Source organism: Cryobacterium sp. TMT2-4 (genome assembly GCF_004402575.1).
Taxonomy (GTDB): domain Bacteria; phylum Actinomycetota; class Actinomycetes; order Actinomycetales; family Microbacteriaceae; genus Cryobacterium; species Cryobacterium sandaracinum.
The window spans coordinates 64,454-90,626 of record NZ_SOGE01000025.1 but is presented as its reverse complement, the minus strand read 5'-3'; the positions used below and the strand labels follow the sequence as shown (position 1 = coordinate 90,626).

The following is a 26,173-nucleotide window of genomic DNA, read 5'->3' as shown; positions in this document are numbered from 1 at the left end:
CTCTCCCCGTTCTAGTGGCTGAACACGTTGATCAGGTGGCGCGGCACGAAGGCGAGCATCGTTACCACCCACAGGGCGACCACGACGTAGAACATGGCCTTCTGGTACTTGGCGTTCCAGAAGTCGATCAGGATGATCCGAATCCCGTTGAAGGCGTGGAACACGATGGCCCCGACGAGCGCGGTTTCGCCGAGGCCCATGATCGGCGTCTGATAGCTGCTGATGACCGCGTTGTAGGCCTCCGGGCTGACGCGCACCAGCGCGGTGTCCAAGATGTGAACCAGCAAGAAGAAGAAGATCGCAACACCCGTAATGCGGTGGAGGACCCACGACCACATGCCCTCACGGCCCCGATACAGGGTTCCGGCGGGGCGACGTGATGTCGTCTTCTGCTGGGATGTCAGTGTCGCTGCCTGCTCTGGCATGACCAACCCTCCCTGGCTGTGTGGCGGCCTCGACGAAGCTGGCCGACAATGCGCCGTGCGCGCATAGAACAATTATAAGTGTCTCTGTGCCGAGATAAAACGCGAATGTCCGGCTAGCGCTGCATTGACAGCGGAACCGCAACCATGGCGCGAACGGCGGCTCGTTCGTCGACGACCTGCTCGTAATGCGCCAGCAGCGCGCCGCACACGTTTTCCCAGGATCGACCGAGCACGCTCCGTCGTCCCGCCTCGCCCATCCGCCGCCGCAGCGCAGGGTCCAGGACCAGCCGGGCGACGCAGCGGCGCAGGTCTCTCTCGTCGTCCGGAATGAATAGGAAACCGTTTTCACCGTGGCTGACCAGGTCGATCGGGCCGCCGGCCCGCGGTGCGACGACCGGCAGCCCGGCGGCGTGCGCCTCCTGCAGGGTCTGGCCGAAGGTCTCCTCGGTGCCCGCGTGCAGGAACAGGTCGAAGCTCGCGTAAGCCCGGGCGAGATCCGCCCCGTCCAGGCGGCCGAGCCAGGTCACCGGCATCCCGGCGAGCTCCCGCTCGAGCGCCGGCCGCGACGGGCCGTCGCCGACGAGGGCGAGACGGATGCCGGGCAGCCCGCGCAGGGCCCGGAACCTCTCCACCTGCTTCTCCGGTGCCAGGCGGCCGACGTAGCCCACGACGACCTCCCCGTTCGGGGCCAGCCGGCTCCGCAGCGCCGACGCCTCCGGGTCGGATCTCCGGTTGGGGTGGTAGCCGACCAGGTCGACGCCGCGGGTCCAGTGCGCCAGCCGCCGCAGGCCGATGCGGCGCAGGTCCGCCATCGACGCGGAGGAGGGAGCCAGGGTGAGGTCGGCTCCCTCGTGCACCCACTTGACGAAACGCCAGACGGACTGCGCGGCCGGGCCGAGCCGGTTGCGGCGGGCGTAGCCGGCGACATCCGTCTGGAAAACGGCGACGCTGGGAACGTCCTGCCGGTTCGCGGCCGCGATGCCCTGTGCGCCGAGCAGGAACGGCGACGCAGCGTGCAGCACGTCCGGGGCGAAATCGGCCAGCAGGCGGTGCACCTGCGGGCTGGGCATTCCCACCGGGAACTGCCGGTAGCGTGCCGCGGGAACACCGTGCACGGGGAACCCGGCGTACTCGGCCGGGGCGCCGGCCGGGGCGATGACCATCGCGTCGTGGCCCGTGCGGGAAAGATGCTCGAGCACCTTGCACACGCTCGTGGTGACTCCGCTGACCGTGGGCAGAAAACTTTCGGTGATGAGTGCAACCCTCATGAGGGTGACCCTAGGCACGCCCTCCGGCGCGCAGGTGAACGCACCGTGAACGGCGTGGACCGGGCGGTAGTCTGGCCGAATGCTGCCTTCCACGGAACCACTCGATCGTTTCTACAGCGTGATTCCTGCCGGTGGGATCGGATCCCGGCTGTGGCCGCTGTCCCGCGCCGACGCCCCCAAATTCCTGCACGACCTGACCGGCTCCGGCCAGACCCTGCTCAGGGCCACCTGGGATCGCCTCGCACCTCTGTCGGGCGAGCAGCGCATCATGGTGGTCACCGGCCGCGCGCACCGCGCCGCCGTCGAGGAGCAGCTCCCCGAGCTCGCCGACCTGAACGTGGTGCTCGAAAGCGAGCCGCGCGAGTCCACCGCCGCCATCGGCCTGGCCGCGGCGATTCTGGAGAAACGCGAACCGGACGTCATCATCGGCTCCTTCGCCGCCGACCACGTGATCAAGGGACACCACCTGTTCCGCCAGGCGGTCGCCGAGGCCGTGCGCGCCGCCGACGCCGGCTACATCGCCACCATCGGCATCCAGCCCACGGAGCCGGCCGTCGGCTTCGGCTATATCAAGACCGCCGGCGCGCTGCACATTGCCGGCGCCGCCAGCGCCCTGTCGGTGGACTCCTTCGTGGAGAAGCCCGACCTTGCCACCGCCCAGGACTACCTGGCCAACGGCACCTATTTCTGGAACGCCGGCATGTACATCGCCCGCGCCGACCGCCTGCTGGAAGAGATCGGGGCGTCCGAGCCCGAACTTCTCGCCGGGCTGCTCGAACTGGCCGAGGCCTGGGATACCCCGCGCCGCGGCGCCGTGGTCGACCGCGTCTGGCCCCGCCTGAAGAAGATCGCGATCGACTACTCGGTCGCCGAACCGGCGGCCGCCCGCGGCAGGCTCGCCGTGATCCCCGGCCAGTTCGACTGGGACGACGTGGGTGACTTCGCATCGATCGCGAAAATCCACGCCAACGGCCGCAAGCGCGATCTCGCCATCCTCGGCGACGGTGCCCGGGTGCTTGCGGACTCCTCGAGCGGGATCGTGGTCAGCCACACCGGGCGCATGATCGCCCTGATCGGCGTCGAGGACATCGTCGTGGTCGACACCCCGGACGCCCTCCTCATCACCACCAGCGCCAACGCGCAGAAGGTCAAGGCCGTCGTCGACGCGCTAAAGCTGTCCGGCAGCAACGACGTGCTCTAATCGGCATCAAACCCCCCGATCGGGGGCATTTTCGGGCCCGATTCGGCCGGGGCGTCCGGCGGGCCTCCCGCGGACCAGTATCGCGTCTTGATAACCTTTCGCCCGCGGGCCCGTTTTGCTCCTCTGAGCAGAGAATCATTCGATAGCGTGTAAACCAATACAGCCCCTTGCGAACCCGCGCCGGGCGACCATTGGAGGTCATTTTGACAATCATGAAACGACGGGTCGCATTCAGCGGCCTTGCCACGTTGGGCGTCGTGGCCCTTCTCGCAGCCTGTGCGCCGGCGCCGACCGATGAGGGAACCGCTGGTGGCGGTGCCGAATCCGACTATCTGCCCTGCATCGTCTCCGACTTCGGCGGCTTCGACGACAAGTCCTTCAACCAGTCCAGCTTCGAGGGCATCACCAAGGCCTCCGACGAGCTCGGCATCGAATTCCAGCAGGCCGAGTCCAAGTCGGAAGACCAGTACGGCCCGAACGTCTCGAGCATGGTCGACCAGGGTTGCGACTTCGTCCTCACCGTCGGTTTCGCCCTCTCCAACGCCACCCGCGATGCCGCCCAGGCCGCGCCCGACACCAACTTCGCGCTGATCGACTCCGCGCTCTCCAATGACGACTTCAGCCCGCTGACGCTCGACAACGTGAAGCCGGTGCTGTACGACACGGCGCAGGCCGCGTTCCTGGCCGGCTACCTGGCCGCGGGCACCACCAAGACCGGAGTCGTCGGCACCTACGGCGGACTCCAGTTCCCGTCGGTCACCATCTTCATGGACGGCTTTGTCGACGGCGTCGCGTACCACAACGAGAAGAAGGGCACCGACGTCACCGTCAGCGGCTGGGACAAGGCCACCCAGACCGGCCTGTTCGCCGGTGGCTTCGACGACATCAACCAGGGCAAGGCGCTCAGCACCACTCTGATCGACGCCGGCGCTGACATCATCCTCCCGGTCGCCGGACCGCTCTTCCAGGGCACCGCGCAGGCCATTCAGGACTCCGGCAAGGACGTCGCCATCATCGGTGTCGACAGCGACCTGTTCGAGACCACGCCCGAGTTCGCATCGCTGTACCTCACCTCGGTACTCAAGCAGATGACGGATGCCACCGAGCAGATCATCCTCGACGACGCTGAGGGCGACTTCTCGTCCACCCCCTACGTCGGCACGCTCGAGAACGAGGGCGTCGACATCGCCCCGCTCCACGACTGGGAGTCCAAGGTCGACCCCGCGGTCATGACCGAGATCGAGGCCATCAAGGCCGACATCATCAGCGGTGCTCTCAAGGTTGAGTCGCCCGCGACCCCGAAGTAGCACCGAAGCAGCACTCAGACGCAGTCGGGGAGGCACGCATCTTGCGGGCCTCCCCTCTTGCGTCAGTGGGCGGATGTCGTCGGCCGGGATGCCTGCACACCCAAGCGAACGGTGCCACCCCGCCAACATATGAGCAAGAGCGTCAACTTTCGCTCGTCACTGAATAGAATCGACGACATGAAGCTCGAACTTCGAGGCATTACGAAGCGATTCGGTGCCCTGGTCGCGAATGACCACATTGACCTCACCGTCGAGGCCGGAGAAATCCACGCACTGCTCGGCGAAAACGGCGCGGGGAAATCCACCCTGATGAACGTGCTCTACGGCCTGTACCGGGCCGAGGAGGGCGATATCCTCCTCGACGACGTGGTGCAGCACTTCAGCGGCCCCGGCGACGCCATGGCCGCCGGCATCGGCATGGTGCACCAGCACTTCATGCTCATCCCGGTGTTCACCGTCGCCGAGAACGTCATGCTCGGGCATGAGGAGACCAAGGCGGGCGGTCGCCTCGACCTGCCCGCGGCCCGCAAGCACGTGCGCGAGATCTCCCGACGGTTCGGGTTCGACGTCGACCCGGATGCGCTCGTCGAAGACCTCCCCGTCGGCGTGCAGCAGCGGGTCGAGATCATCAAGGCGCTCTCGCGCGACGCGAAGGTGCTCGTCTTCGACGAGCCCACCGCCGTGCTCACGCCGCAGGAGACCGACGAGCTGATGGTCATCATGCGCCAGCTCAAGGCGAGCGGTACCTCCATCGTGTTCATCACCCACAAGCTGCGCGAGGTGCGCGAGGTCGCCGACCGGATCACCGTCATTCGTCTGGGCAAGGTCGTCGGTGAGGCGTCCCCGACCGCGAGCAACGTCGAGCTGGCCACCCAGATGGTCGGCCGTGCGGTCGACCTCACCGTGGACAAGTCCCCGGCACTGCCCGGTGAGGTGGTTCTGTCGGTGAAGAACCTCACCGTGCTGGGCCCGCACGGCCAGATCCTGGTCAACAACGTCAGCTTCGAGGTGCACAAGGGCGAGATCCTGGCCATCGCCGGGGTGCAGGGAAACGGCCAGACCGAACTCACCGAGGCGATGATGGGGCTCCAATCGCGGGTCTCCGGGGAGATCACCCTCGACGGCAAGTCGCTGCGCGGGCATTCGGTGCGCCAGGTACTCGACGCCGGAGTCGGATTCGTGCCGGAAGACCGCAACGAAGACGGACTGGTCGGTGAGTTCACCATCGCCGAGAACCTCATGCTCGACCGCTCGAACAAGCTCCCCTTCGTCAAACGGTGGAACGTACAGCGGGCCTTCCTCGCCGCGTTCGCCGAAAAAAAAGTCACGGAGTTCGACGTGCGCGCCCAGGGCATCGAGACCCCGGTCGGCAAGCTCTCCGGCGGCAACCAGCAGAAGGTCGTGCTCGCCCGCGAGCTCGGCCGCGATCTGCGCCTCTTCGTCGCAGCCCAGCCCACCCGCGGGCTCGACGTCGGCTCGGTGGAGTTCGTCCACGAACGCATCGTGGCCACCCGGGATGCCGGCACGCCCGTGATCGTCATCTCGACGGAGCTCGACGAGGTGGCAGCCCTCGCGGACCGGATCATGGTCATGTACCGCGGTCGCATCGTCGGCATCGTTCCCGGTGACACGCCGCGCGCCGTACTCGGTTTGATGATGGCCGGCGAAACGCCCGCCGGAGAAGGAGCTGCCGCGTGAGCGCGACACAGGGTCCCACGACCGAGTCAGGAACGCCGTCAATCCCGGCCCCCGAACAGCCGTCCCGCTGGAACCAGGCGTTTCGCGAGATCACCGCCGGCAACGCGATCATCTCCGTGCTCGCCGTCGTGCTCGCGCTTTTCGTCGGCGGCATCATGATCGCCTTCACCAACGAGGGCGTTCAGGAAGCCGCAGGCTACTTCTTCTCCCGGCCCGGCGACCTGCTGCGGGAAGTCTGGTATTCCGTGTCCGGCGCCTACTCGGCCCTGTTCCAGGGGTCGGTCTACAACTTCCGTCGACCGAGCTTCGCTGCCGGCATCAAGCCGCTCACCGAGACGCTCACCTTCGCGACCCCGCTGATCATGGCGGGGCTCGGCGTGGCGCTGGGCTTCCGGGTGGGCATGTTCAACATCGGTGGCCGCGGCCAGATGCTGATCGCCGCCGCCCTCGGCGGCTGGGTCGGTTTCGCCGTCGACCTGCCCTACGGCCTGCACATGGTCGCGGCCCTCGTGGCCGGCGTGCTCGGCGGCGCCCTCTGGGGTGGGATCGTGGGTCTGCTCAAGGCCCGCACCGGCGCCCATGAGGTGATCACCACGATCATGCTCAACTACGTCGCGTTCTACCTGGTCAGCTACCTGCTGCGTGAGGGCTTCCTGAAGACCCCCGGATCGAACAACCCGAAGAGCCCGGCGACGAAGGTCACCGCGGTCTTCCCCGACCTTCTCGGCTCGACGTACTCGCTGCACTTCGGCTTCATCCTGGCCATCGCCGCCACGGTTTTCACCTGGTGGCTGCTGTCCCGGTCGAACCTGGGCTTCCAGTTCCGGGCCGTGGGACTGAACCCCCACGCGGCGCGCGTCGCCGGCATCAGCGTCAAGCGCATCTACGTCTACGCGATGCTGTTCTCGGGCGGACTGATCGGCCTGGCCGGCATCAACCAGGTGCTCGGCACCACGACCAGCGGTTTCGGCGCCGGACTGGACTCCGGTATCGGCTTCGATGCGATCACGGTCGCGCTGCTGGGCCGTTCCAAGCCCTGGGGTGTGTTCGCCGCGGGCATCCTGTTCGGCGCGTTCAAGGCCGGCGGTTTCTCGATGCAGGCGGCCGAGGGTGTGCCGATCGACATCGTGCTCGTCGTGCAGTCACTGATCGTGCTTTTCATCGCGGCTCCGCCTCTCGTGCGGGCCATCTTCCGACTGCCGGCCCCGGGCTCCGCGCCCCGCCGGGCACTGCCCAACGTTTCCCAGGAGGTGGCTGCACAGTGAGCACCGTTGCCCCGGCCGTCCAGCCCGTATCGTCGACCGCCGACGATCGCCCCGACTTCAAAATCGTGAAGAGTTGGAAGTCGCCCATCGCCCTGGCGATTTTCACCGTCGTCGCCTTCGCGCTCTTCGTGGCCTTCGGCCGCGAGGGCGTCAGCACCATGCGGCTCTCCACCTCGAGCGACCTGATCCAGCTTCCCGATCTCCTGCTGCCCACCCGGCTGACCGGCATCGTCATCAGTGTGCTGCTGCTTGTGATCACGGGCGTGAGCGTGTGGCTGGTGCAGTCCCGGCGTCAGGTGCCGATCTGGCTTATCTCCGTCTACGCGGTGCTCTTCCTGATCGGATTCCTGGTCTGGGCCGCCGCCGGCGAGTCCATCCCGGTGCCCGGGCTGCTGTTCGGTTCGCTCAGCCTGGCCGTACCGCTGATCTTCGGTGCTCTCGGCGGTGTCATCTCCGAACGGGTCGGCGTGGTCAACATCGCCATTGAGGGGCAACTGCTCGCCGGGGCGTTCACCTCGGCCATGGTGGCGTCCCTGACCAACCAGCCCATCCTCGGCCTCGTCGCGGCCATGTTCGCCGGCGTTCTCGTTTCGATGGTGCTCGCCTCGTTCTCGATCAAGTACTTCGTCGACCAGGTCATCGTCGGTGTCGTGCTCAACGTTCTCGTGATCGGCGTCACCGGTTTCCTTTACTCCCAGGTGATGGCGCCCAACGCGGCCCTGCTCAACCAGCCGCCTCGATTCGAGCGGATCAACATCCCGCTGCTCAGCGAGATCCCGATCATCGGACCGGTCTTGTTCCGGCAGACCCTGATCGTCTACATCATGTATGTGGCCGTCGCCTTGGTGTACTACGGCATCTTCCACACCCGGTGGGGCCTGCGCCTCCGCAGCGTGGGCGAGCACCCCCAGGCGGCCGACACCGTCGGCATCAACGTCGGCCGCACCCGGTTCTGGAACGTGTCGCTCGCCGGCGCGATCGTCGGCCTCGGCGGCGCCTACTTCACCCTCGGTTCGGTGGGCGCTTTCGGCAAGGAGATGACCGCCGGAGCCGGCTTCATCGCGCTGGCCGCCGTGATCTTCGGCCGTTGGGATCCGATCCGGGCCACGCTGGCCGCCCTCCTGTTCGGGTTCGCGAGCAACTTGCAGAACGTGCTCAGTGTCATCGGTTCGCCGGTGCCGAGCGAGTTCATGCTCATGCTGCCGTACCTGATCACCATCGCCGCCGTTGCCGGGTTCGTCGGAACGTCGCGGGGACCGGCGGCATCCGGCAAGCCCTACATCAAATCGTGACCGGCGTGAGCCACGGCGCCTCGCCAGCGGCCGGCGACATCGACTGGGCGGCGCTGCGGGAGGCCGCGACGACGGCGATGGCCCAGGCCTATGTGCCGTACTCGAAGTTCCCGGTCGGCGCCGCGGCGCAGGTCACCGACGGTCGTGTGATCAGCGGATGCAACGTGGAGAACGCCTCCTACGGGCTCACCCTCTGCGCCGAATGCGCCCTCGTCTCCGTGCTGCACCTGACCGGGGGAGGCCACCTCGTCGCGTTCACCTGCGTCGACGGCAACGGCCGAACGCTGATGCCCTGCGGCCGCTGCCGCCAGCTGTTGTACGAACATTCCGCGCCCGGCATGCTGCTGGAGACGGTGTCGGGTGTGCGCACCATCGATGAAGTGCTGCCGGACGCCTTCGGGCCGAGGCAGCTCGCCGAATATCAGGAAGAGTAGCTGTGAGCACCAACGAGAACCGTATCGAGGCCTTCGACGCCGTGGACCTGATCCATGCCAAGCGTGATCGGGGCGAGCTCAGCACGCCGCAGATCGACTGGCTGATCGACGCGTACACGCGCGGTTACGTCGGCGACGAGCAGATGGCCGCCATGACCATGGCGATCTTCCTGAACGGCATGAATCGCCGGGAGATCAAGGATCTCACCATGGCGATGCTGAGCAGCGGTGAGCGGATGAGCTTCGCCGGACTCGGCAAGCCGACCACCGACAAGCACTCCACCGGCGGCGTCGGCGACAAGATCACCCTGCCGCTGATGCCACTCGTGGCGGTCTTCGGTGCGGCCGTGCCGCAGCTGTCCGGCCGCGGCCTCGGCCACACCGGCGGCACCCTCGACAAGCTCGAATCCATCCCCGGCTGGCGTGCGCACCTCACCAACGAGGAGATGTTCGCGCAGCTGCAGGAATTCGGCGGCGTGATCTGCGCCGCCGGCGGCGGTCTGGCCCCGGCCGACGGCAAGCTCTACGCGCTGCGCGACATCACCGGCACCGTCGAGGCGATCCCGCTGATCGCGTCGTCGATCATGTCGAAGAAGATCGCGGAGGGCACCGGCGCCCTCGTCCTGGACGTGAAGTTCGGGTCGGGCGCGTTCCTGAAAGACATCGAACGGTCCCGGGAGCTCGCCCGCACCATGGTCGCCCTCGGCGAGGACGCCGGCGTGGCGACATCCGCTCTGCTCACCAATATGAACGTGCCGCTCGGGCTCGCGATCGGAAACGCCAACGAGGTGCGTGAATCGGTCGAGGTTCTCGCCGGCGGCGGGCCGGCGGATGTCGTCGAGCTCACCGTGGCCCTGGCCCGGGAGATGCTCGCTCTGGTGGGCATCACCGACGTCGACGTGGAATCCGCTCTCACGGACGGACGCGCCATGGACAAGTGGCGCGACGTGATCCGTGCCCAGGGCGGCGATCCCGACGCCCCGCTGCCCGTGGCCCGCGAGACCCACGTCGTCACCGCCCTGCGCGACGGTGTGCTCGTCGAGCAGCAGGCGCTGCCGTTCGGCATCGGCGCCTGGCGCCTCGGCGCCGGCCGCGCCCGCAAGCAAGATCCGGTGCAGCACGCCGCCGGCATCGACCTGCACGCCAAGCCGGGCGATACCGTGCGCGCCGGCCAGCCCCTGTTCACCCTCAGTGCCGACGAACCCGAGCGCTTCGCGCGGGCCCTGGAGGCCGTGGACGGCGCATATCGCATCGGCGACCCCGGCGAGCCCGTGCAGGACGGCGGCCCGCTGATCGCCGAGCGCATCGGCCGCTGAACCGCCCGCCGGTCTCGGCCCGTGCATCTGAACGGATGTGCGGGCCGGCTCAGCCAGCAGTGTGACTCTCAGCACCCAGCCGGTAGATTAGGGGGGTGAACACGAGCCCTGAGGACTACCTGCTGCCCGGTGCCGGCACGAGCATCAACGCACTGCCGAAGATCTCCCTGCACGACCACCTCGACGGCGGCCTGCGCCCGCAGACCATCATCGAGCTGGCCGGCGCGGTCGGGCTGGCGCTGCCGGCGACGGATGCCCGATCGCTCGGCTCCTGGTTCAGCACCCAGGCCGACTCCGGCACCCTGGTCGACTACCTGAAGACTTTCGACGTCACCGTCGGCGTGATGCAGACCCGCGAGGCCCTGGTGCGTGTGGCCCGCGAATTCGTGGAGGACCTCGCCGCCGACGGCGTGATCTACGGGGAGATCCGCTGGGCCCCCGAGCAGCACCTGGCCCGCGGCCTCACCCTCGACCAGAGCGTCGAGGCGGTGCAGGAGGGCATCGAGGCCGGCATCGCGCTGGTCGCGGGTGCCGGGTCCCGCATTCGGATTGGCCAGCTGATCACGGCCATGAGGCATGCCGAGCGCAGCCTGGAGATCGCGGAACTCGCCGTGCGGCATCGTTCCAACGGGGTTGTCGGCTTCGACATCGCCGGGGCCGAACTGGGGTTCCCGGCCCACCACCACCGGGACGCGTTCGACTTTCTCGCGAAGGCCTTCCTGCCCGTCACCGTGCATGCGGGCGAGGCTGACGGGTTGGAGAGCATCCGTGGGGCGCTTTACGACGGCCGGGCATTGCGCCTGGGCCACGGCGTGCGTCTGGCCGAGGAAATCGTGATCGGGCGCGAAGACGCGGAGAACACCTACGTCACGCTCGGCCCGGTGGCGCAGTGGGTGCGCGACCGCGACATCGCCCTCGAGCTCAGCCCGTCGTCCAACCTGCAGACCGGCGCAATCGCCGCGTGGGGCGCGGACCTGCTCGACCACCCCTTCGACCTGCTCTACCAGCTGGGCTTCCGAGTCACGGTCAACACCGACAACCGCCTGATGAGCAGCACCACCCTGACCCAGGAACTCGCGCTGCTCAGCGATGCGTTCGGCTACGACATCGACGACCTCGAGGTCTTCCAGCTCAACGCGGCGCAGGCCGCGTTCCTTCCGCTCGACGAACGCGAAGAGCTGGCGGACGCCATCGTCGCCGGTTTCGAAAGCGCCTGAGCGACTCGCGAAAGCCGACCCCCTACCCCGTGAAAGTTCCCATGCCCCTTCCGCCCCTGCCCCTCGAAGCCATCGCGATCGGCGTCCACGTCGACGATTGGCGCGGCGCGGTGGCCGCCGCCGGTGGCGCCCTCGAGCGCTCCGGCGCCACCGCCCCCGAATACACGAAGCGCATGATCGCCGTCATCGAGGAATTCGGTGCCTACGTGGTCATCGCCCCCGGGCTGGCGCTCGCGCACGCCCGACCCGGACCCGATGTGCACACCGAGGGTCTCAGCATCGTGACCCTGGCCGACCCGGTCGCGTTCGGACATCCGCACAACGACCCGGTCAGCGTGGTGCTCGGGCTCGCCGTCACCAGCTCCGACGAGCACGTGCTGCTCGTGGCCGAGCTGGCCAACGTCTTCAACGACGCGCACGTCATTCCCTCGCTCGCCGCGGCCACGGATGCCGACGCCATCCGCGCCCTGCTCGGCGTGCCGACCGCAACCGAGGAGCCCTCATGAAGATCGTCGCACTCTGCGGGGTGGGAGTGGGAACCTCCGCCATCCTCAAAATCAACGCCGAGCGCGCGCTCAAACGCCTCGATATCGAAGCCTTCGTCACGGCCACCGACATCGCCGGGGTGAGCACGGTCGGGGCGGATGCCCAGGTCATCCTGACCTCGTCGGAGCTGGTCGGCGCCATCGGCAAGACCAATGCCGATATCGTCGTGATCGACAACTACTTCGATGTGGACGAGCTCACCGCCAAGCTGGAGACCGCCCTGGGCTGACGCCCTCGCGGCGGTGCGCTGCAGCTGCGCCCTTGCGCGCGAGGCGCGCCACCCGCGCAGCGGCGCAACACCCGCGCGCCGTGCGAACGGATGCTGCACCGCGTTTCGCGGGGCTACGCGATCAGGTCGCGCATGCCCCGGTCGAGCTCCGCGAGGGTTGCCTCGGCGGCGGCCCGGCGTTCGGCGACAGTGCCGACGGAACTGCTGGTGTCGAGGTAGACCTTGAGCTTGGGCTCGGTGCCGCTCGGGCGCACCATGACGCGGGAGCCGTCGGCCAGCCGGATGCGCAGCACGTCGCTGGGCGGCAGGCCGTTGAAGCCCCCGGAGAGGTCGTCGATGTGGTCGACGGCGATGCTGCCGACGAAGACCGGGGGTGTCTCGCGCAGCCGCGCCATGACCTGCTCGATCTCGGTCAGGTCGGTGACGCGCACCGAGATCTGGCCGGAGGCGAAGTGGCCGAAGCGTTCACTGAAACGGTCGAGGTGCTGGGCGAGGGTGACGCCCTCCGCCTTCAGATTGCTGACCAGGGAGAGCAGCGCCACGGCGGCGGAGATGCCGTCTTTGTCGCGCACGGTCTCGGGGTTCACGAGGTAGCCGAGGGCCTCCTCGAAGCCGAAGATCAGGTCGGGCGCGCGCGACACCCACTTGAAGCCGGTGAGGGTGTCGGTGAACCGCAGCCCGTAAGCCTTCGCCACGGCCTCCAGCGCCGGGGTGGAGACGATGGAGCACGCGAGGGTGCCGGTGGCGCCGCCGTCACCGGTGACGCTCGCGGCCAGTTCCGCGGCTCGCCAGCCGAGGATCGCCCCGACCTCGTTGCCGCTGAGGCGCCGGTACCCGTCGGGGGACCCCTCTTGCGGGATGGCGATCGCAAGGCGGTCGGCGTCGGGGTCGTTGGCGATGATCAGCTCGGCGCCGGTCTCACGGGCTGTCTCATAGGCGAGGTCCATCGCGCCGGGTTCTTCGGGGTTGGGGAAGGAGACCGTGGGGAAGGCGGCATCCGGGGCGATCTGGGCGTCGACGAGCGTGGGAAGGTCGAAGCCGGCGGCTTGAAGCACCCGGCGGGTGGTGTCCCAGCCGACGCCATGCAGGGCCGTGTAAACCGTGTTGACCTGCGCGAGGGGCCGGCGGGCAAGACCTGCCGTCGCGTCGATGTAGGCCTGCACGATCGACTCGGGCGCCGTCTCGTAGGGTGCCCGGGGCAGGTCGGGAACCCGTTCCTCCGCGGCGACGCGCAGGATCTCGGCCGCGATCGCGGCGTCGTCGGGCGAAACGATCTGGGAGCCTTGGTTGGCGCCGCCCAGGTAGACCTTGTAGCCGTTGTCGTTGGGCGGGTTGTGCGAAGCGGTGACCATGATGCCCGCGCCGACGTCGAGGTGGCGCACAGCAAACGCGAGCACGGGGGTCGGTAGCAAACGGGGGAGCAGGATGGCGCGTACCCCTGCACCGGCCATGATCGCGGCCGAGTCAGTGGCGAAGACCTGCGAGTTCTTGCGCCCGTCATAGCCGATGACGACCGAGGGGACCCGGCCCGGGGCGGCGTTCTTCGTCAGGAACGCGGCGAGGCCGGCGGCTGCCTGGCAGACGAGTACGCGGTTCATCCGGTTGGAGCCGGCGGCGATGGCGCCGCGCAGACCCGCCGTGCCGAAGGCGAGGCGCTCGTCGAAGCGGGCGTGCAGCTCCGCGAGTGCGACGGCGTCGCCGTCGCCGGCCCCGCGCAGCAGGAGGCGCAGCTCGGCCTGGGTCTCGGGATCGGGGTCCTGGCTGAGCCAGGCATTGGCCACGGCGATCACGGTCGGCGTGGCAGCCGCGGCCGGAGCGGAGTCGGTGCCGGTCTCGCTGCCGCTCACGGCATCCGTGCTGGTGCCGGTGCCTGTGTCGTCGTCGGCGCCGATGGTGTTGATGACCATCGTGTCGGGCAGGACTGTTTCGGTGGCGCCGGTGCCGGCATCGGCATCGGCACCGGCAGCGGACGCGGGAGCAGCGTCGGCGGCGGCGGAATGCCGGCCGGTGATCTGCGGGTCGGTATTGTCGAGGCTCACAGTGCGGCCACGATCCGGGCGAGGAGCGCGCTGATGACGGGCTCGGCGAGCTTTCCGGCCTCGAGCACCTCCGAGTGGCTGAGCGGGTCCTGCTGGATTCCGGCCGCGAGGTTGGTGATCAGCGACAGACCGAGGATCTCCATGCCCGACTGACGGGCGGCGATCGCCTCGAGGGCGGTCGACATGCCGACGATGTGGCCGCCGATGACCTTGGCCATCTGCACCTCGGCCGGCGTCTCGTAGTGCGGGCCGCGGAACTGGCAGTACACGCCCTCGTCGAGCGATGGGTCGATGGTGCGGGCCAGGTTGCGCAGGCGGCGCGAGTAGAGGTCGGTCAGGTCGACGAACGTCGCGCCTTCGAGGGGCGAGTCGGCGGTGAGGTTGATATGGTCGCTGATCAGCACGGGGGTGCCAGCTTTCCAGGTCTCCCGGATGCCGCCGGCACCGTTGGTGAGGATCATGGTCGTCGCGCCGGTGGCGGCGGCGGTGCGCACGCTGTGCACGACCCGGCGCACGCCGTGGCCTTCGTAATAGTGCGTGCGGGCGCCGATGAGGAGGGCGCGCTTGCCGCTGGGCAGCAGCACCGAGCGCAGAGTGCCGGCGTGGCCGGCCAGGGCGGGTGCACTGAAACCGGTGATGTACTGCGCGTCGAGGGTGTGCGTGGTCTCGCCGATGAGATCGGCGGCCTTGCCCCATCCGCTGCCCAGGGTCAGGGCGATGTCGTGGCGGGCTACGCCCGTGACTTCGGCGATTTCAGAAGCGGCGGTCCGTGCAACATCAAACGGATCGGTTTCTGGCGCGTCAAGCAAGTTATTGTCGGTCTTCAGCATCCCCCTACTCTAATTGCCCGCCGATTTCGGGACCGTTCCCTTGTTCAATTCGACGGAGATTTTGGGATTTCACGGCGAAAAAGGGGCCTGAACGTCAATTTTGGGCAGAATCTCCGTCGAATTGGTTCGTCGACGGGGGAGCGGAGCCCCGGGGTTTGGCGGCGGGCGCGCCGGGGCAGGAGAATATGAGCATGGCCTACGACTTCGAACGCAAGCAGCGCATCGCTATCCTCGGCGGAGGCCCCGGCGGGTACGAGGCCGCCCTGGCCGGCGCTCAGCAGGGCGCCGAGGTCACCCTGATCGAGCGTGTCGGCGTCGGCGGTTCGGCCGTGATCACGGACGTCGTCCCGTCCAAGTCCCTCATCGCGACGGCCGAGGCCACCAACTCGATCCACGACGCGACCGAGCTCGGCGTACAGCTGTTCGTGCGCGGCGAAAAGGGCAAGCCGGCCCGCCCCGAGGTGGCCATCAACCTCGCCGCGGTCAACAAGCGGCTCCTGGCACTGGCCCGGCAGCAGTCCGAAGACATGAAGTCCACCCTGATGCGCGCCGGGGTCAACCTGGTGCACGGCCACGGCCGGCTGGACGGTACCAGAGGCGTGATCGTGTCCACGGCCGAAGACGGCTCCGGCACGGACTTCGACCGGATCGAGGCCGACACGATCGTCGTCTCCGTCGGGGCAACCCCGCGCATCCTGCCCACCGCGCTCCCCGACGGCGAGCGCATCCTCACCTGGACGCAGCTCTACAACCTGCGGGCCGTACCCGATCACCTTATCGTCGTGGGCTCCGGGGTGACCGGGGCCGAATTCGCCTCCGCCTACCGCGCCCTCGGTGCCAAGGTCACCCTGATTTCCAGCCGCGACCGCGTGCTGCCCGGTGAGGACGCCGACGCCGCGAACGTGGTCGAGAACGTATTCAAGCGCAACGGCATGGTCGTGCTCAGCAAGTCCCGCGCCGAGTCCGTCGTGCGCACGGTGGGTGGAGTGCTGGCCACGCTGGCCGACGGCCGAACCGTCGAGGGTAGCCACTGCCTGATCGCGGTCGGGTCCGTGCCGAACACGAAGGGCCTCGGCCTCGAGGAAGCCGACGTGCAGCTCACCGACTCCGGTCACATCCGGGTGAACCGGGTCGCGCGCACGTCGATGCCGAACATCTACGCGGCCGGGGACTGCACGACCGAGCTGCCGCTGGCATCCGTCGCCTCGATGATGGGCCGCACGGCCGTGTTCCACGCCATGGGCGACGCGGTCAACCCGATCGAGATTCGCAACGTCGCGGCCAACATCTTCACGCAGCCGGAGATCGCCACGGTCGGCTGGACCCAGAAGCAGATCGAGGACGGCCTCACTCGCGGCAGCATCTACAAGCTCCCGCTCGCTTCGAACCCTCGGGCCAAGATGATGGGCATCAAGGACGGCTTCGTGAAGCTGTTCGCCACCACCACCACCGGCACCGTCATCGGCGGCGTGATCGTGGCCCCTAAGGCCAGCGAACTGATCTTCCCGCTCGCCCTGGCCGTGGAGCACCGGCTCACCGTCGACGAGGTCGCACGAGCGTTCCCGGTCTACCCGTCGCTGACGCATTCGATCACGGATGCCGCCCGCGCCATGCACATCGTGCTCTGACGCCTTCGAGAGACACCACAAACGAGAGAAAAGACAACGCCCTCGTTCTTGGAACGAGGGCGTTGACGTGTCAGCCGGTGACGCGGGTCAGGCGTCCACGGCTTCCACGGCGTCCACGGCTTCAACGGCGTCCACGGCTTCAACGGCGTCCACGGCTTCAACGGCGTCCATGACGGCCATCAGCAGGAAGCCAGAGGCCACGGTCGCGCCGATGATCGCCCCCACGTTGCCGACGATGCCGTCCTTGTGGGCGGTCAGTGGTTGCTCCATCTTCATGGCCTCCAGCACCAGCAGCAGATCACCCTTGACGACGAGGTCGCCCTCGGCCACGGCCAGCTTCACGATGGTCGCCTGCATCGGGGCGTGTACGGCGTCGCCGGTGGCCGAGCTGACGGAGGGGGAGCCGCCGCGCCGACGGGGTGCCGGGCCGGCCGTGTTCTCGGAGGCGGCGCCGGGCAGCAGGCGGACCGGCAGACTGACCTCGATCCGTCGCCCCTCCACCTCGACGACGACGTTGTGGCGCTTAGCGGGGCCGGTCAGCACTTCCGGCGAGCCGTTCCACGGCTCGATGTCGTTGACGAACTCGGTTTCGATCCACCGGGTGAAGATCGTGAACGGCTCACCGTCGGCAGGGGCGAACGCGGGGTCGCGCACGATCCGGCGGTGGAACGGCAGCACGGTGGGGAGACCCGCGACCTCGAACTCGTCCAGGGCCCGGCGGGAACGCTCGAGCGCTTCCTCGCGGGTGGCGCCGGTGACGATGAGCTTTGCGAGAAGGGAGTCGAACGAACCCGAGATGACGTCGCCGGCGGTGACGCCGCTGTCCACGCGCACCCCGGGGCCCCCGGAGGGCTTGAAGACGTGCACGGGGCCGGGGGCCGGCATGAAGCCGCGGCCGGCATCCTCGCCGTTGATGCGGAACTCGAAGGAGTGTCCGATCGGCTCCGGGTCGGGGTAGTCGAGGCGACCGCCCTCGGCCAGGCGGAACTGCTCGCGCACCAAATCGATTCCGGTCACTTCCTCGGACACGGGATGCTCGACCTGCAGCCGGGTGTTGACCTCCAGGAACGAGACGGTGCCGTCCTGGCCGATTAGGAACTCGCAGGTGCCGGCGCCCACGTAGCCGACCTCGGCGAGGATCGCCTTGGACGCGCGATACATCTCGTTACGCTGCGCGTCGGTCAGGAACGGCGCGGGGGCCTCCTCGACCAGCTTCTGGTGGCGGCGCTGCAGGGAACAATCGCGGGTGGAGACGACGACGACCGTACCGGATGCGTCGGCGAGGCACTGGGTCTCGACGTGGCGCGGCTTGTCCAGGTACTTTTCAACGAAGCATTCGCCCCGACCGAACGCGGCAATGGCCTCGCGGGTGGCGGAGTCGAAGAGCTCGGGCACTTCCTCGCGGGTGCGGGCGACCTTGAGGCCGCGACCGCCGCCGCCGAAGGCCGCCTTGATCGCAACCGGCAGGCCGTGGAGGTCGACGAAATCGAGCACCTCCGCGGCATCCGCCACCGGGTTGAGGGTGCCGGGCGCCATCGGCGCATGCACCTTCTCGGCGACGTGCCGTGCGGAGACCTTGTCGCCGAGCTTCTCGATGGCGTCGGGGGAGGGACCGATCCAAATCAGGCCGGCCCCGATCACGGCGCGGGCGAAGTCGGCGTTCTCGGCGAGGAACCCGTAGCCGGGGTGCACGGCATCGGCGCCGGACCGTCGGGCCACGGAGAGCAGCTTTTCGATGACGAGGTAGGTGTCGGCGCTCGTGGTTCCGTCGAGACCGTAGGCCTCGTCGGCCAGATGCGAATGCATCGAGTCGCGATCCTGGTCAGCGTAGACGGCAACCGAGGCAATGCCGCTGTCTTTTGCGGCTCGGATCACCCGGACGGCGATTTCGCCCCGGTTTGCGATGAGGACCTTCGTTATTGGGGGCACAGTGCCCTAGCTTATGGGGCAGAGCGACCGGGTTTTTGGTTCTCTCCCACAAAAAGAGGCCGGAGAAAGGTGCGGATGCCTACAAACAACCTCGATAACCAGCAATCTGTCAGTTGTCGGTGCGGTTCCACAGGCTCGGCCACGCGTGCCCGAGACCGGTCACCAGCCGGCGCAGCGTCGGCAGCGAGAGCCCGACGACGGTGGACGGATCCCCGCTGATGTGGGTGATGAACGGCGCCCCGAGGCTGTCGATGGTGAAGGCCCCGGCCACGAGCAGAGGCTCGCCGGTGGCGATATAGGCGTCCAGCTCCGCATCCTCGATGTCGTCGGCGAAGGTGACGTCCGCGACGGCGACGGCGCCGACACCGCGCCCGGCCACGCCGGCCGCGTGGTCGATCAGCCAATGGCCCGAATACAGCTGCCCGGTTCGGCCGCGCTGCAGGTGCCAGCGTTCCCGCGCCTTCTCGGCGGTGTGCGGCTTGCCGTAGATGACGTCGTCGATCACGAAGACCGAGTCGCCGCCGAGCACGAGGCCGTCGGTGATGTCGCCGCTGTCGGTCAACACGCGGGACACGGCCTCCGCCTTGGCCCGCGCCAGCAGCTCCACGACCCGGTGGGGAGTCAGCGGTCCGCCGCCCGACCGGGCCGCGTCGGCGGCGACCACGTCCTCGTCGACGTCGGGCGCAACTGTGACAGGTTCGATCCCCGCGGTGCGCAGCAGCATCAGCCGGGCCGGAGACGTGGACGCCAGGTACAAGCGCATGGGTTTCCTTCGGTGGGGGTGCACGTGGTGTGGGATCATCGAAGGATGGGCTCCAGCAATGACATCCAGGCAGATTCGAACGGGCACTCCGCAGAAGTGGGCACGGAACTCGAACTTGACGTCACCAACGTAGCCCACGGCGGCATCTTCATCGCCCGGCACGAGGGCCGCGTGGTCTTCGTGAGTGACACACTGCCGGGGGAGCGCGTGCGCGCCCGGCTGACCTCGGCCAGCCACAAAAGCTTCTGGCGGGCGGAGACCGTCGAAGTGCTCACCCCGGCACCGGAGCGTCAGCCGCACATTTGGGCCGCCGCCGCCCTCGACCGCGACCCCGTAGACCGCGCCGGCGGCGCCGAGTTCGGCCACATCGAGCTCGGTTTCCAGCGCGAGCTGAAGCGCCAGGTTTTGGCTGACGCCTTGAAACGGATGGCCGGTATCGAGTCCGAGGTCATGGTCGAGCCGGTCCCGGTCGGCCCCAACGCCTCGCCCGGCGACGCCGCCGACGGCACCGGCTGGCGCACGCGCGTGCGCCTGCACGTGGACGAGGACGGCTCTGTCGGCCCTTATGCCGCCCGCTCGCACCGGGTGATCCCGGTCGGCGACCTGCCGCTGGCCGACCGCCTGCTCGAGGCGGCCGCGCCGCTGGACAAAATGTTTCCCGGCGCCGCATCCGTCGACATCGTCGCCCCGAGCCTGGGCACCGTGCAGATCCTGGTGGCGGAGCAGGACGACAAGGGCCGACGCCGGCACACCCCGAAAACGCTGATCCGCGAGGTTGTGGGCGAGCGCGAGTTCCGCCTCGACGCCGCTGGGTTCTGGCAGGTGCACACCAGCGCCGCCGAGACCCTCTACCGCGCGGTGCAGGACATCATCGACGCGGACGCCTTCGACCCCCGGGCCGCGAACCTGGACCTCTACGGCGGGGTCGGCCTGCTCGCCGCCGCCGTGGGCGACCGGTTCGGCAGCACGGTGCGCATGACCAGCGTCGAGAGCGACCCGCAGGCCACGGACTTCGCGGCTGAGAACCTCGCCGAATGGGTGGGGGCCAGCGTGCAGACCTCCCGCGTCGACCGGTTCCTGAACGCGCTCGTGCGCGATTCGAGCTCCGCCGAGAAGGCTCGCCAGTCGGCCGCCACGGTGATCCTCGACCCGCCACGCTCCGGCGCCGGCAAGGAGGTCATCGACCTGCTCGGCGCCGTGGAACCGGCCCAGATCGTCTACGTGGCCTGTGACCCCGTCGCCCTGGCCCGCGACATCGCCCTCCTCGCCGGTCACGGGTACATCCTGCGCCGGCTGCGTGCCTTCGACCTGTTCCCCAATACCCACCATGTCGAAGCCGTCGCGCTCCTGTCCCGGTAGCTATCGTTGACCTGTACGACAACGTGAGGATGTAGGAACCGTGAACCAGCCAGCAACACCTCTCCCCTCGGCCCCGGGAATTCCCGGCGCCCTCGAACTCGGCCATCCCGTGCGGGTGGGCATCGCCGACGATCACGAGTCGGTGCGCCTGGGCATCAAGGCGGCCTGTGAGAACGTCGGCTACGAGGTCGTCTTCACCGCGCCCACCGTGCAGGAGCTCGTGAACGGCATCGACGGCCGCGCCGTAGACGTCATCGTGTTGGATCTGTCGCTGGGCGATGGATCCCGCGTCACCGACAATGTGCACCGTGCCCGGAGCACGGGCGCGTCGGTCCTCGTGCACAGCATCGCCGATCGGGTCGCCCTGGTGCGCGAGGCGCTTGCCGCGGGCGCGGCCGGCGTCATCCCCAAATCGTCCCCCACCACCACGGTCATGGCGGCTGTCGCATCCGTGGCCCGCGGCGACGTTCTCAACAACCTCGAGTGGGCCACGGCCATCGACGCCGACCGCGACTTCGCCAAGGCCCAGCTCGGCCGGCGCGAACGTGACGTGCTGCACCTCTACGCGTCGGGGCTCCCCCTCAAAATGGTGGCGATGCAGCTTGGCATCGCGCACTCGACCGCCCGTGAGTACCTCGACCGGATCCGGGTGAAATACGTGGAGGTCGGCCGTCCGGCACCCACCAAGGTGGACCTGCTCCGGCGCGCCGTCGAAGACGGAATCCTGCCGGGCCTCGACCCGGATGGCGGAGATGCCCGCGGGTAAGCCCGCGGGCTCCGGCCCTCTGGGCTCCACCGCGGCGCACTCGGACGCCGAGCTGCTCGATTCCGACCCGATCGTGGGGCCCAAACAGCCGCGCAACCCGATCAGCCGCACCCGGATCGAAGTCGTGGCCTCGCGTTCCGTCGCCGGCGTCGGCGTGGTCTTCGCCCTCCAGGCGATGCCGATCATGCTCGCGCAGGCCCCGGTGCGGGTGCCGGTGATGGGTTTGCTCGCGCCGCTGCTGCTCGGTCTGTCGCTGGCGGCGGTCGTGGTGGCCGCCGTGACCAAGGTCGGGGTGCGGGCATCCGCCGGAACCGTGGCGATGCTCTATCTGGCGGCGCTGCTAGCCTGGCCCATGCTGATGCGTGACCCCGCGGCCGTGCTCGACGGCAAACCGTGGCTCTGGTACATGTGCACCATCGCAACGGCCTGCGCCGCTCTGGCCTTCCCGGTGTTCTGGGCCGTCATCTACACGGTGGTCGTGCCGATCGTCTACGGCGTGGTGCGGTCGACACCGTCCGGCGGCGACGCCGATGTTCTTCTGTCGTCTCTGGACACGGTCTACGCGATAATCCTCGGCCAGGTCATCCTGATCATCATCTTCATGCTGCGGCAGACGGCCCTCGCGGTCGACAACGCGCAGACCAACGCGCTGCACCAGTATGGGAACGCCGTGCGGCAGCACGCGACGGAGGTCGAGCGCGTGCAGGTCGACTCGATCGTGCACGACAGCGTGCTGGCCACGTTCCTCGCCGCGGCCGCGGCCGGCAGCCCGAAGGCGGCCGAGCTGGCCTCCGGCATGGCCTCTGATGCCCTCACCCGGCTCAACGACGCCGCCATCGTGCCTGCCGGTGACGACAGCACGGTTGCCTTCAGCGAGCTCAGTGCGCAGATCCGGGCCGCCGCCGACCGGCTGCCGGTGCCGTTCACCGTCGACGAGTGCGAGATCGACGGGTTGCGCCTCCCGGTCCACGCGAGCGAGGCGATCCTCGCCGCGAGCGTGCAAGCCATGGTGAACAGCGCCCAGCATGCCGGCACGCCGAGCTTCGAGCCCGACCGCGCCCTCACGATGAGCGGGAACGCCCGGGGGGGCTGCACCATCACGATCGCCGACACCGGCGTGGGCTTCGACCCAGAGCTTGTGCCGGCGGAACGGCTCGGACTGCGCATCTCGATCCAGGACCGGGTGGCCAGCGCCGGCGGATCCGTGCGCGTGCGCGCCGGGGTGGGCCGCGGAACGACGATCACCATCGAGTGGCCGCCGGCCCAGAAAGGAGGTTCCGAGTGATCACCGTTCCGCGCGGACTCGTGCTCTCCCTGGCCGCAATGTTCTCCGCCTACCACATCGTGCTCGGCTTCTACTCGCTGGGCCAACCGCGCAGCCCGGTGCCGGCGATCCTGGCGCTGCTCGTCTACGGTGTGGCGACCGTGCTCAGCCTCTGGCCGACGAGCCCGATGCGGATGCCGGTGTGGCTGGCGTTCTTCAACGTCGCTGTTTGTGCGATGCTGCCGCTGCTCGTGGGGAGCCAGCTCGACGGCTCCGTCGACAACGGCTACGCCACCTGGAATGTCGCGGCCGTGGGCACCCTGATGACTATTACCGCCACCCGCCGGCGCCCAGGCCTGGCCTGGGTCGGCGCCGCGACGCTGGTCGTGCACACGATTTTCTGGGCTGGCCCGGCTGCCCTGGGCTCCATGGGCGTCATCGGCAGTGTGGTCTGGGTCGCGGTCGCGGTCATCCTGGCGCGGGCGCTGGCCAAGGCAGGCCGCGACGCCCGGCAGTACGCCCTGGCCGAGCAGGAGGCCACCGAGTGGCAGGCCGCCCAGGACGCGCACCTCTACGAGCGCCAGGTTCGGCTCGCCCAGACCATCCGGCTTGCGGCCCCGATGCTGCGCCGGATCATCGACCAGGGCGGGGTGCTGAACGACGAGCAGCGTCAGGAGTCCCGCTACCTGGAGGCGGCTGTGCGGGACGAGATCCGCGGACGGAAGCTGCTCAATGACGCCGTGCGTGACGCGATCATGGCCGCGCGTCGCCGCGGCGCCATCGTCACCCTGCTCGACGAGGGCAGTATCGACGACATCCGCGGCGCGGAGCTGGAATCGGTGCTCAACACTCTGGCGACCGCGATCGACTCCACCCTGGCGGACACGATCATCGCCCGGACCGCCGGCGACGGGTCCGCGACCGCGGTCACCGTGGTGGGTCTCAGCAGCGCAGACGCGAAGCTGATCGCCCTCGGCCAGGAGTCACCGGAGCCTGAGGTGCACCTGTGGCTGGAGATCCCGCGCAACCCGGTCCTGACGTCCTCCGGCCCGGGCTAGCTGGTCAGCACGCGGAACACCGTGCGCCGACGGCGCACCAATTCGACGGAGATTTTCGTCTGCAACCACTTTTTCGGAGTGTTTGGGGCCGTTTCCCTCAAAATCTCCGTCGAATTCGTTCGAGACGGGGTTACGCACGGGCCACGCCGGCAAATGCGAAAGGGACCAACCGTGGTTGATCCCTTTCGACTTTCGTGCCAGGGCGACAACCCGAATGTCACCCTGACGCGCCCCCAAAACCCGACTGCTTACCCTAGTCGACGGGCTTTAGTCGTGAACTCTTAAGAGCATCACCGAGCACTGCCAATACTGGTCGAACCGGTTCGGTAAAAAAAGTCGGCATTTAGGGGGACCGGGAGCCCCGACGGTTGGGAACCGAAGGGTCAGGCCGAGAATCCGCGCCAGCGGCCTGCGCCGGGGGTCAGAGCCACCCGGACACTGCGCTGGCTGCGCTGCCACGCGCTCTGGCCGCGCACCGGCGCCTGGCGCAGGTTGTCGCCCTCCTCGCGCACCAGGCCGTGCAGCACGGCCGACACGGCGGCCGCCTCGGTGGGGGAGACGCCGCGGGCCAGGAAACGCAGCCCGGGCACCGGGGGAACCTCGGGCGGCGCAGACTCGGTCTCCTCGGCTGAGCTCGGGGCGCTCGGGGCGCTCGTAACATTCGATGAATCGGTCATAGCACCCGCCTACAGCGGAATGTTCCCGTGCTTCTTGGGCGGCAGACTCGCTCGCTTGGTGCGCAGGGCGCGCAGGGCTTTGGTCACCGCGACGCGGGTCGTGGCCGGCTCGATGATGCCGTCCAGTTCGCCGCGCTCGGCCGCCAGGAACGGACTCGCCACGTTGTAGGTGTACTCGTTGGCCAGCCGGGTGCGCACGGCGGCAACATCCTCCTCGGCTGCTTCGGCCTTCTTGATCTCGGCACGGTACAGGATGTTCACGGCGCCTTGGCCGCCCATCACGGCGATCTCCGCGGTCGGCCAGGCCAGGTTGATGTCCGCGCCGAGCTGCTTGGAGCCCATCACGATGTACGCGCCGCCGTAGGCCTTGCGCAGGATGACGGTGACCAGAGGCACTGTCGCCTCCGCGTAGGCGTAAAGCAGCTTGGCGCCGCGGCGGATGATTCCGGTCCACTCCTGGTCGGTGCCGGGAAGGAAGCCAGGCACGTCGACCAGGGTGAGGATCGGAATCGAGAACGCGTCGCAGAAACGCACGAACCGGGCGGCCTTCTCGCCGGCCGGAATGTTCAGCGTGCCGGCCATGGCGTTGGGCTGGTTGGCGACGATGCCGATCGAGCGTCCCTCGACGCGGGCGAAGCCGACGACGATGTTCGGGGCGAACAACGGCTGCGTCTCGAGGAAGTCGCCGTGGTCGACGATGTGCTCGATCACGGTCTTCACGTCGTAAGGCTGGTGCGCGGAATCGGGGATGATCGTGTTCAAGCCCCGGTCGCCATCCGTCGTCTCGAGCTCGATGTCGCTGTCGAAGACGGGCAGGTCGGCCAGGTTGTTGTCCGGCAGGAAGCTGAGCAGGGTGCGGGCGTAGTCGAGGGCGTCGGGCTCGTCGCTGGCCAGGTAGTGCGCCACACCGGAGATCGTGTTGTGCGTGAGCGCGCCGCCGAGCTCTTCCATGCCGACGTCTTCGCCCGTGACGGTCTTGATCACGTCGGGGCCGGTGACGAACATCTGGCTGGTCTTGTCGACCATGATCACGAAGTCGGTCAGGGCAGGGGAGTAGACGGCGCCGCCGGCGGCGGGGCCGCAGATGATCGAGATCTGCGGGATGACGCCTGACGCGGCCGTGTTCCGGCGGAAGATCTCGCCGTACTTGCCGAGGGCGACGACGCCCTCCTGGATGCGCGCTCCGCCGGAGTCGAGGATGCCGATGATGGGCACCCCGGTCTTGAGGGCAAGGTCCATCACCTTGATGATCTTCTCGCCGGCAACCTCGCCGAGCGAGCCGCCGAAGATGGTGAAGTCCTGCGAGTAGACGCAGACCTGGCGGCCGTGGATGGTGCCGGTGCCCGTGACGACCGCGTCGCCGTAGGGCCGCTTCTTCTCCATGCCGAATGCGTGCGTGCGGTGCCGCACGAACTCGTCGATCTCGACGAAGGAGCCCTGGTCGAGCAGCAGGTCGATGCGTTCCCGCGCGGTCATCTTGCCTTTGGCGTGCTGTTTCTCGATCGCGGCCTCGCCGCTGGCGGTCACGGCTTCGTGATAGCGCAGCTTGAGGTCGGCGAGCTTTCCAGCCGTCGTGTACAGGTCGGGGCCCGCAAGGGGCGAGTTCTCAGTCACGCGGTTCACTCTACCGGCCAGCCCCTGCTCCCGATCGTTGACGATTGT

General features: G+C 68.4%; 23 protein-coding genes. 15 read left to right on the top strand and 8 right to left on the bottom strand.

Features of this window, described 5'->3' with window-relative positions:
* Window positions 1-11: 11 nt before the first annotated feature.
* Window positions 12-425 (bottom strand): succinate dehydrogenase, cytochrome b556 subunit, encoded by a 414-nt coding sequence (gene sdhC, locus E3O54_RS06825; protein WP_104100346.1) that lies wholly within the window; start codon window positions 423-425, stop codon window positions 12-14.
* Window positions 426-538: 113 nt separating this feature from the next.
* Window positions 539-1,693 (bottom strand): glycosyltransferase family 1 protein, encoded by a 1,155-nt coding sequence (locus tag E3O54_RS06820; protein WP_134372287.1) that lies wholly within the window; start codon window positions 1,691-1,693, stop codon window positions 539-541.
* A gap of 79 nt (window positions 1,694-1,772) precedes the next feature.
* Between E3O54_RS06820 and E3O54_RS06815 the strand changes: the two genes are divergently transcribed.
* The 10 genes from E3O54_RS06815 to E3O54_RS06770 all read left to right on the top strand — a co-directional run bounded on the left by E3O54_RS06815 (window position 1,773) and on the right by E3O54_RS06770 (window position 12,198).
* A complete protein-coding gene (locus E3O54_RS06815) occupies window positions 1,773-2,894 on the top strand; it encodes a mannose-1-phosphate guanylyltransferase (protein ID WP_134342668.1) in 1,122 nt (373 codons plus the stop codon).
* 212 nt (window positions 2,895-3,106) lie between these two features.
* Window positions 3,107-4,201 (top strand): BMP family protein, encoded by a 1,095-nt coding sequence (locus E3O54_RS06810; RefSeq protein ID WP_104100343.1) that lies wholly within the window; start codon window positions 3,107-3,109, stop codon window positions 4,199-4,201.
* A gap of 177 nt (window positions 4,202-4,378) precedes the next feature.
* Complete coding sequence (locus tag E3O54_RS06805; RefSeq protein WP_104100342.1) at window positions 4,379-5,899, top strand: ABC transporter ATP-binding protein; 1,521 nt, start codon at window positions 4,379-4,381, stop codon at window positions 5,897-5,899.
* On the top strand, window positions 5,896-7,164 hold the full coding sequence (locus tag E3O54_RS06800) for an ABC transporter permease (protein ID WP_174720196.1): 1,269 nt from the start codon (window positions 5,896-5,898) through the stop codon (window positions 7,162-7,164). The genes E3O54_RS06805 and E3O54_RS06800 overlap by 4 nt, the downstream gene beginning before the upstream one ends.
* Window positions 7,161-8,456, top strand: coding sequence for an ABC transporter permease (locus E3O54_RS06795; protein WP_369827948.1), 1,296 nt, complete (start codon window positions 7,161-7,163; stop codon window positions 8,454-8,456). Before E3O54_RS06800 ends, E3O54_RS06795 begins: the two co-directional genes overlap by 4 nt.
* Window positions 8,453-8,890: a cytidine deaminase gene (locus tag E3O54_RS06790; RefSeq protein WP_255409024.1), complete on the top strand. Its 438-nt coding sequence runs from the start codon at window positions 8,453-8,455 to the stop codon at window positions 8,888-8,890. Before E3O54_RS06795 ends, E3O54_RS06790 begins: the two co-directional genes overlap by 4 nt.
* Before the next feature lie 2 nt (window positions 8,891-8,892).
* Entirely contained in the window at window positions 8,893-10,206 is a 1,314-nt protein-coding gene (locus E3O54_RS06785) for a thymidine phosphorylase (RefSeq protein ID WP_104100341.1), read from the top strand.
* A gap of 95 nt (window positions 10,207-10,301) precedes the next feature.
* Window positions 10,302-11,423: an adenosine deaminase gene (locus tag E3O54_RS06780; protein ID WP_104100340.1), complete on the top strand. Its 1,122-nt coding sequence runs from the start codon at window positions 10,302-10,304 to the stop codon at window positions 11,421-11,423.
* A gap of 41 nt (window positions 11,424-11,464) precedes the next feature.
* Window positions 11,465-11,929: a PTS sugar transporter subunit IIA gene (locus tag E3O54_RS06775; protein ID WP_104171377.1), complete on the top strand. Its 465-nt coding sequence runs from the start codon at window positions 11,465-11,467 to the stop codon at window positions 11,927-11,929.
* Window positions 11,926-12,198, top strand: a complete 273-nt coding sequence (locus E3O54_RS06770; protein WP_134401228.1) for a PTS sugar transporter subunit IIB — start codon at window positions 11,926-11,928, stop codon at window positions 12,196-12,198. Before E3O54_RS06775 ends, E3O54_RS06770 begins: the two co-directional genes overlap by 4 nt.
* Before the next feature lie 113 nt (window positions 12,199-12,311).
* Here E3O54_RS06770 and E3O54_RS06765 read toward each other — a convergent pair whose 3' ends face one another.
* Window positions 12,312-14,105: a phospho-sugar mutase gene (locus E3O54_RS06765; RefSeq protein ID WP_134401289.1), complete on the bottom strand. Its 1,794-nt coding sequence runs from the start codon at window positions 14,103-14,105 to the stop codon at window positions 12,312-12,314.
* Between the two features lie 128 nt (window positions 14,106-14,233).
* The gene (locus tag E3O54_RS06760; RefSeq protein ID WP_134372283.1) at window positions 14,234-15,067 is read right to left on the bottom strand and encodes a purine-nucleoside phosphorylase; all 834 of its coding nucleotides are present in this window, start codon (window positions 15,065-15,067) and stop codon (window positions 14,234-14,236) included.
* Between the two features lie 191 nt (window positions 15,068-15,258).
* Here E3O54_RS06760 and E3O54_RS06755 point away from each other — a divergent pair, with 191 nt between their 5' ends.
* A complete protein-coding gene (locus E3O54_RS06755) occupies window positions 15,259-16,695 on the top strand; it encodes an NAD(P)H-quinone dehydrogenase (RefSeq protein ID WP_134401227.1) in 1,437 nt (478 codons plus the stop codon).
* Window positions 16,696-16,782: 87 nt separating this feature from the next.
* Here E3O54_RS06755 and E3O54_RS06750 read toward each other — a convergent pair whose 3' ends face one another.
* Window positions 16,783-18,624 (bottom strand): biotin carboxylase N-terminal domain-containing protein, encoded by a 1,842-nt coding sequence (locus E3O54_RS06750; protein WP_134401226.1) that lies wholly within the window; start codon window positions 18,622-18,624, stop codon window positions 16,783-16,785.
* A gap of 109 nt (window positions 18,625-18,733) precedes the next feature.
* Window positions 18,734-19,387 (bottom strand): nucleoside triphosphate pyrophosphatase, encoded by a 654-nt coding sequence (locus E3O54_RS06745; RefSeq protein WP_134372279.1) that lies wholly within the window; start codon window positions 19,385-19,387, stop codon window positions 18,734-18,736.
* Window positions 19,388-19,432: 45 nt separating this feature from the next.
* On the opposite strand from E3O54_RS06745, the gene E3O54_RS06740 reads away from it, so the two are divergent.
* The 4 genes from E3O54_RS06740 (at window position 19,433) to E3O54_RS06725 (ending at window position 23,834) form a co-directional block, all read left to right on the top strand.
* Window positions 19,433-20,746 (top strand): class I SAM-dependent RNA methyltransferase, encoded by a 1,314-nt coding sequence (locus tag E3O54_RS06740; protein WP_134372277.1) that lies wholly within the window; start codon window positions 19,433-19,435, stop codon window positions 20,744-20,746.
* Between the two features lie 79 nt (window positions 20,747-20,825).
* On the top strand, window positions 20,826-21,512 hold the full coding sequence (locus E3O54_RS06735; RefSeq protein WP_134342694.1) for a response regulator transcription factor: 687 nt from the start codon (window positions 20,826-20,828) through the stop codon (window positions 21,510-21,512).
* Entirely contained in the window at window positions 21,499-22,797 is a 1,299-nt protein-coding gene (locus tag E3O54_RS06730) for a sensor histidine kinase (protein ID WP_134401225.1), read from the top strand. The genes E3O54_RS06735 and E3O54_RS06730 overlap by 14 nt, the downstream gene beginning before the upstream one ends.
* Window positions 22,794-23,834 carry a hypothetical protein gene (locus E3O54_RS06725; RefSeq protein WP_104100331.1) on the top strand — a complete coding sequence of 347 codons (1,041 nt, stop codon included), beginning with the start codon at window positions 22,794-22,796 and terminating at the stop codon, window positions 23,832-23,834. Before E3O54_RS06730 ends, E3O54_RS06725 begins: the two co-directional genes overlap by 4 nt.
* A gap of 383 nt (window positions 23,835-24,217) precedes the next feature.
* Here the strand turns inward: E3O54_RS06725 and E3O54_RS06720 are convergent, their stop codons facing one another.
* Both E3O54_RS06720 and E3O54_RS06715 read right to left on the bottom strand, forming a co-directional pair.
* The gene (locus E3O54_RS06720) at window positions 24,218-24,511 is read right to left on the bottom strand and encodes a hypothetical protein (protein WP_241976777.1); all 294 of its coding nucleotides are present in this window, start codon (window positions 24,509-24,511) and stop codon (window positions 24,218-24,220) included.
* Between the two features lie 9 nt (window positions 24,512-24,520).
* On the bottom strand, window positions 24,521-26,134 hold the full coding sequence (locus E3O54_RS06715; protein ID WP_370247467.1) for an acyl-CoA carboxylase subunit beta: 1,614 nt from the start codon (window positions 26,132-26,134) through the stop codon (window positions 24,521-24,523).
* Between the last annotated feature and the right edge of the window lie 39 nt (window positions 26,135-26,173).

Coding starts and splice junctions, on each gene's coding strand:
- sdhC (WP_104100346.1), bottom strand. CDS start 425: ATGCCAGAGCAGGCAGCGACACTGACATCCCAGCAGAAGACGACATCA.
- E3O54_RS06820 (WP_134372287.1), bottom strand. CDS start 1,693: ATGAGGGTTGCACTCATCACCGAAAGTTTTCTGCCCACGGTCAGCGGA.
- E3O54_RS06815 (WP_134342668.1), top strand. CDS start 1,773: ATGCTGCCTTCCACGGAACCACTCGATCGTTTCTACAGCGTGATTCCT.
- E3O54_RS06810 (WP_104100343.1), top strand. CDS start 3,107: ATGAAACGACGGGTCGCATTCAGCGGCCTTGCCACGTTGGGCGTCGTG.
- E3O54_RS06805 (WP_104100342.1), top strand. CDS start 4,379: ATGAAGCTCGAACTTCGAGGCATTACGAAGCGATTCGGTGCCCTGGTC.
- E3O54_RS06775 (WP_104171377.1), top strand. CDS start 11,465: ATGCCCCTTCCGCCCCTGCCCCTCGAAGCCATCGCGATCGGCGTCCAC.
- E3O54_RS06770 (WP_134401228.1), top strand. CDS start 11,926: ATGAAGATCGTCGCACTCTGCGGGGTGGGAGTGGGAACCTCCGCCATC.
- E3O54_RS06765 (WP_134401289.1), bottom strand. CDS start 14,105: ATGGTCATCAACACCATCGGCGCCGACGACGACACAGGCACCGGCACC.
- E3O54_RS06760 (WP_134372283.1), bottom strand. CDS start 15,067: ATGCTGAAGACCGACAATAACTTGCTTGACGCGCCAGAAACCGATCCG.
- E3O54_RS06755 (WP_134401227.1), top strand. CDS start 15,259: ATGGCCTACGACTTCGAACGCAAGCAGCGCATCGCTATCCTCGGCGGA.
- E3O54_RS06745 (WP_134372279.1), bottom strand. CDS start 19,387: ATGCGCTTGTACCTGGCGTCCACGTCTCCGGCCCGGCTGATGCTGCTG.
- E3O54_RS06740 (WP_134372277.1), top strand. CDS start 19,433: ATGGGCTCCAGCAATGACATCCAGGCAGATTCGAACGGGCACTCCGCA.
- E3O54_RS06730 (WP_134401225.1), top strand. CDS start 21,499: ATGCCCGCGGGTAAGCCCGCGGGCTCCGGCCCTCTGGGCTCCACCGCG.
- E3O54_RS06720 (WP_241976777.1), bottom strand. CDS start 24,511: ATGACCGATTCATCGAATGTTACGAGCGCCCCGAGCGCCCCGAGCTCA.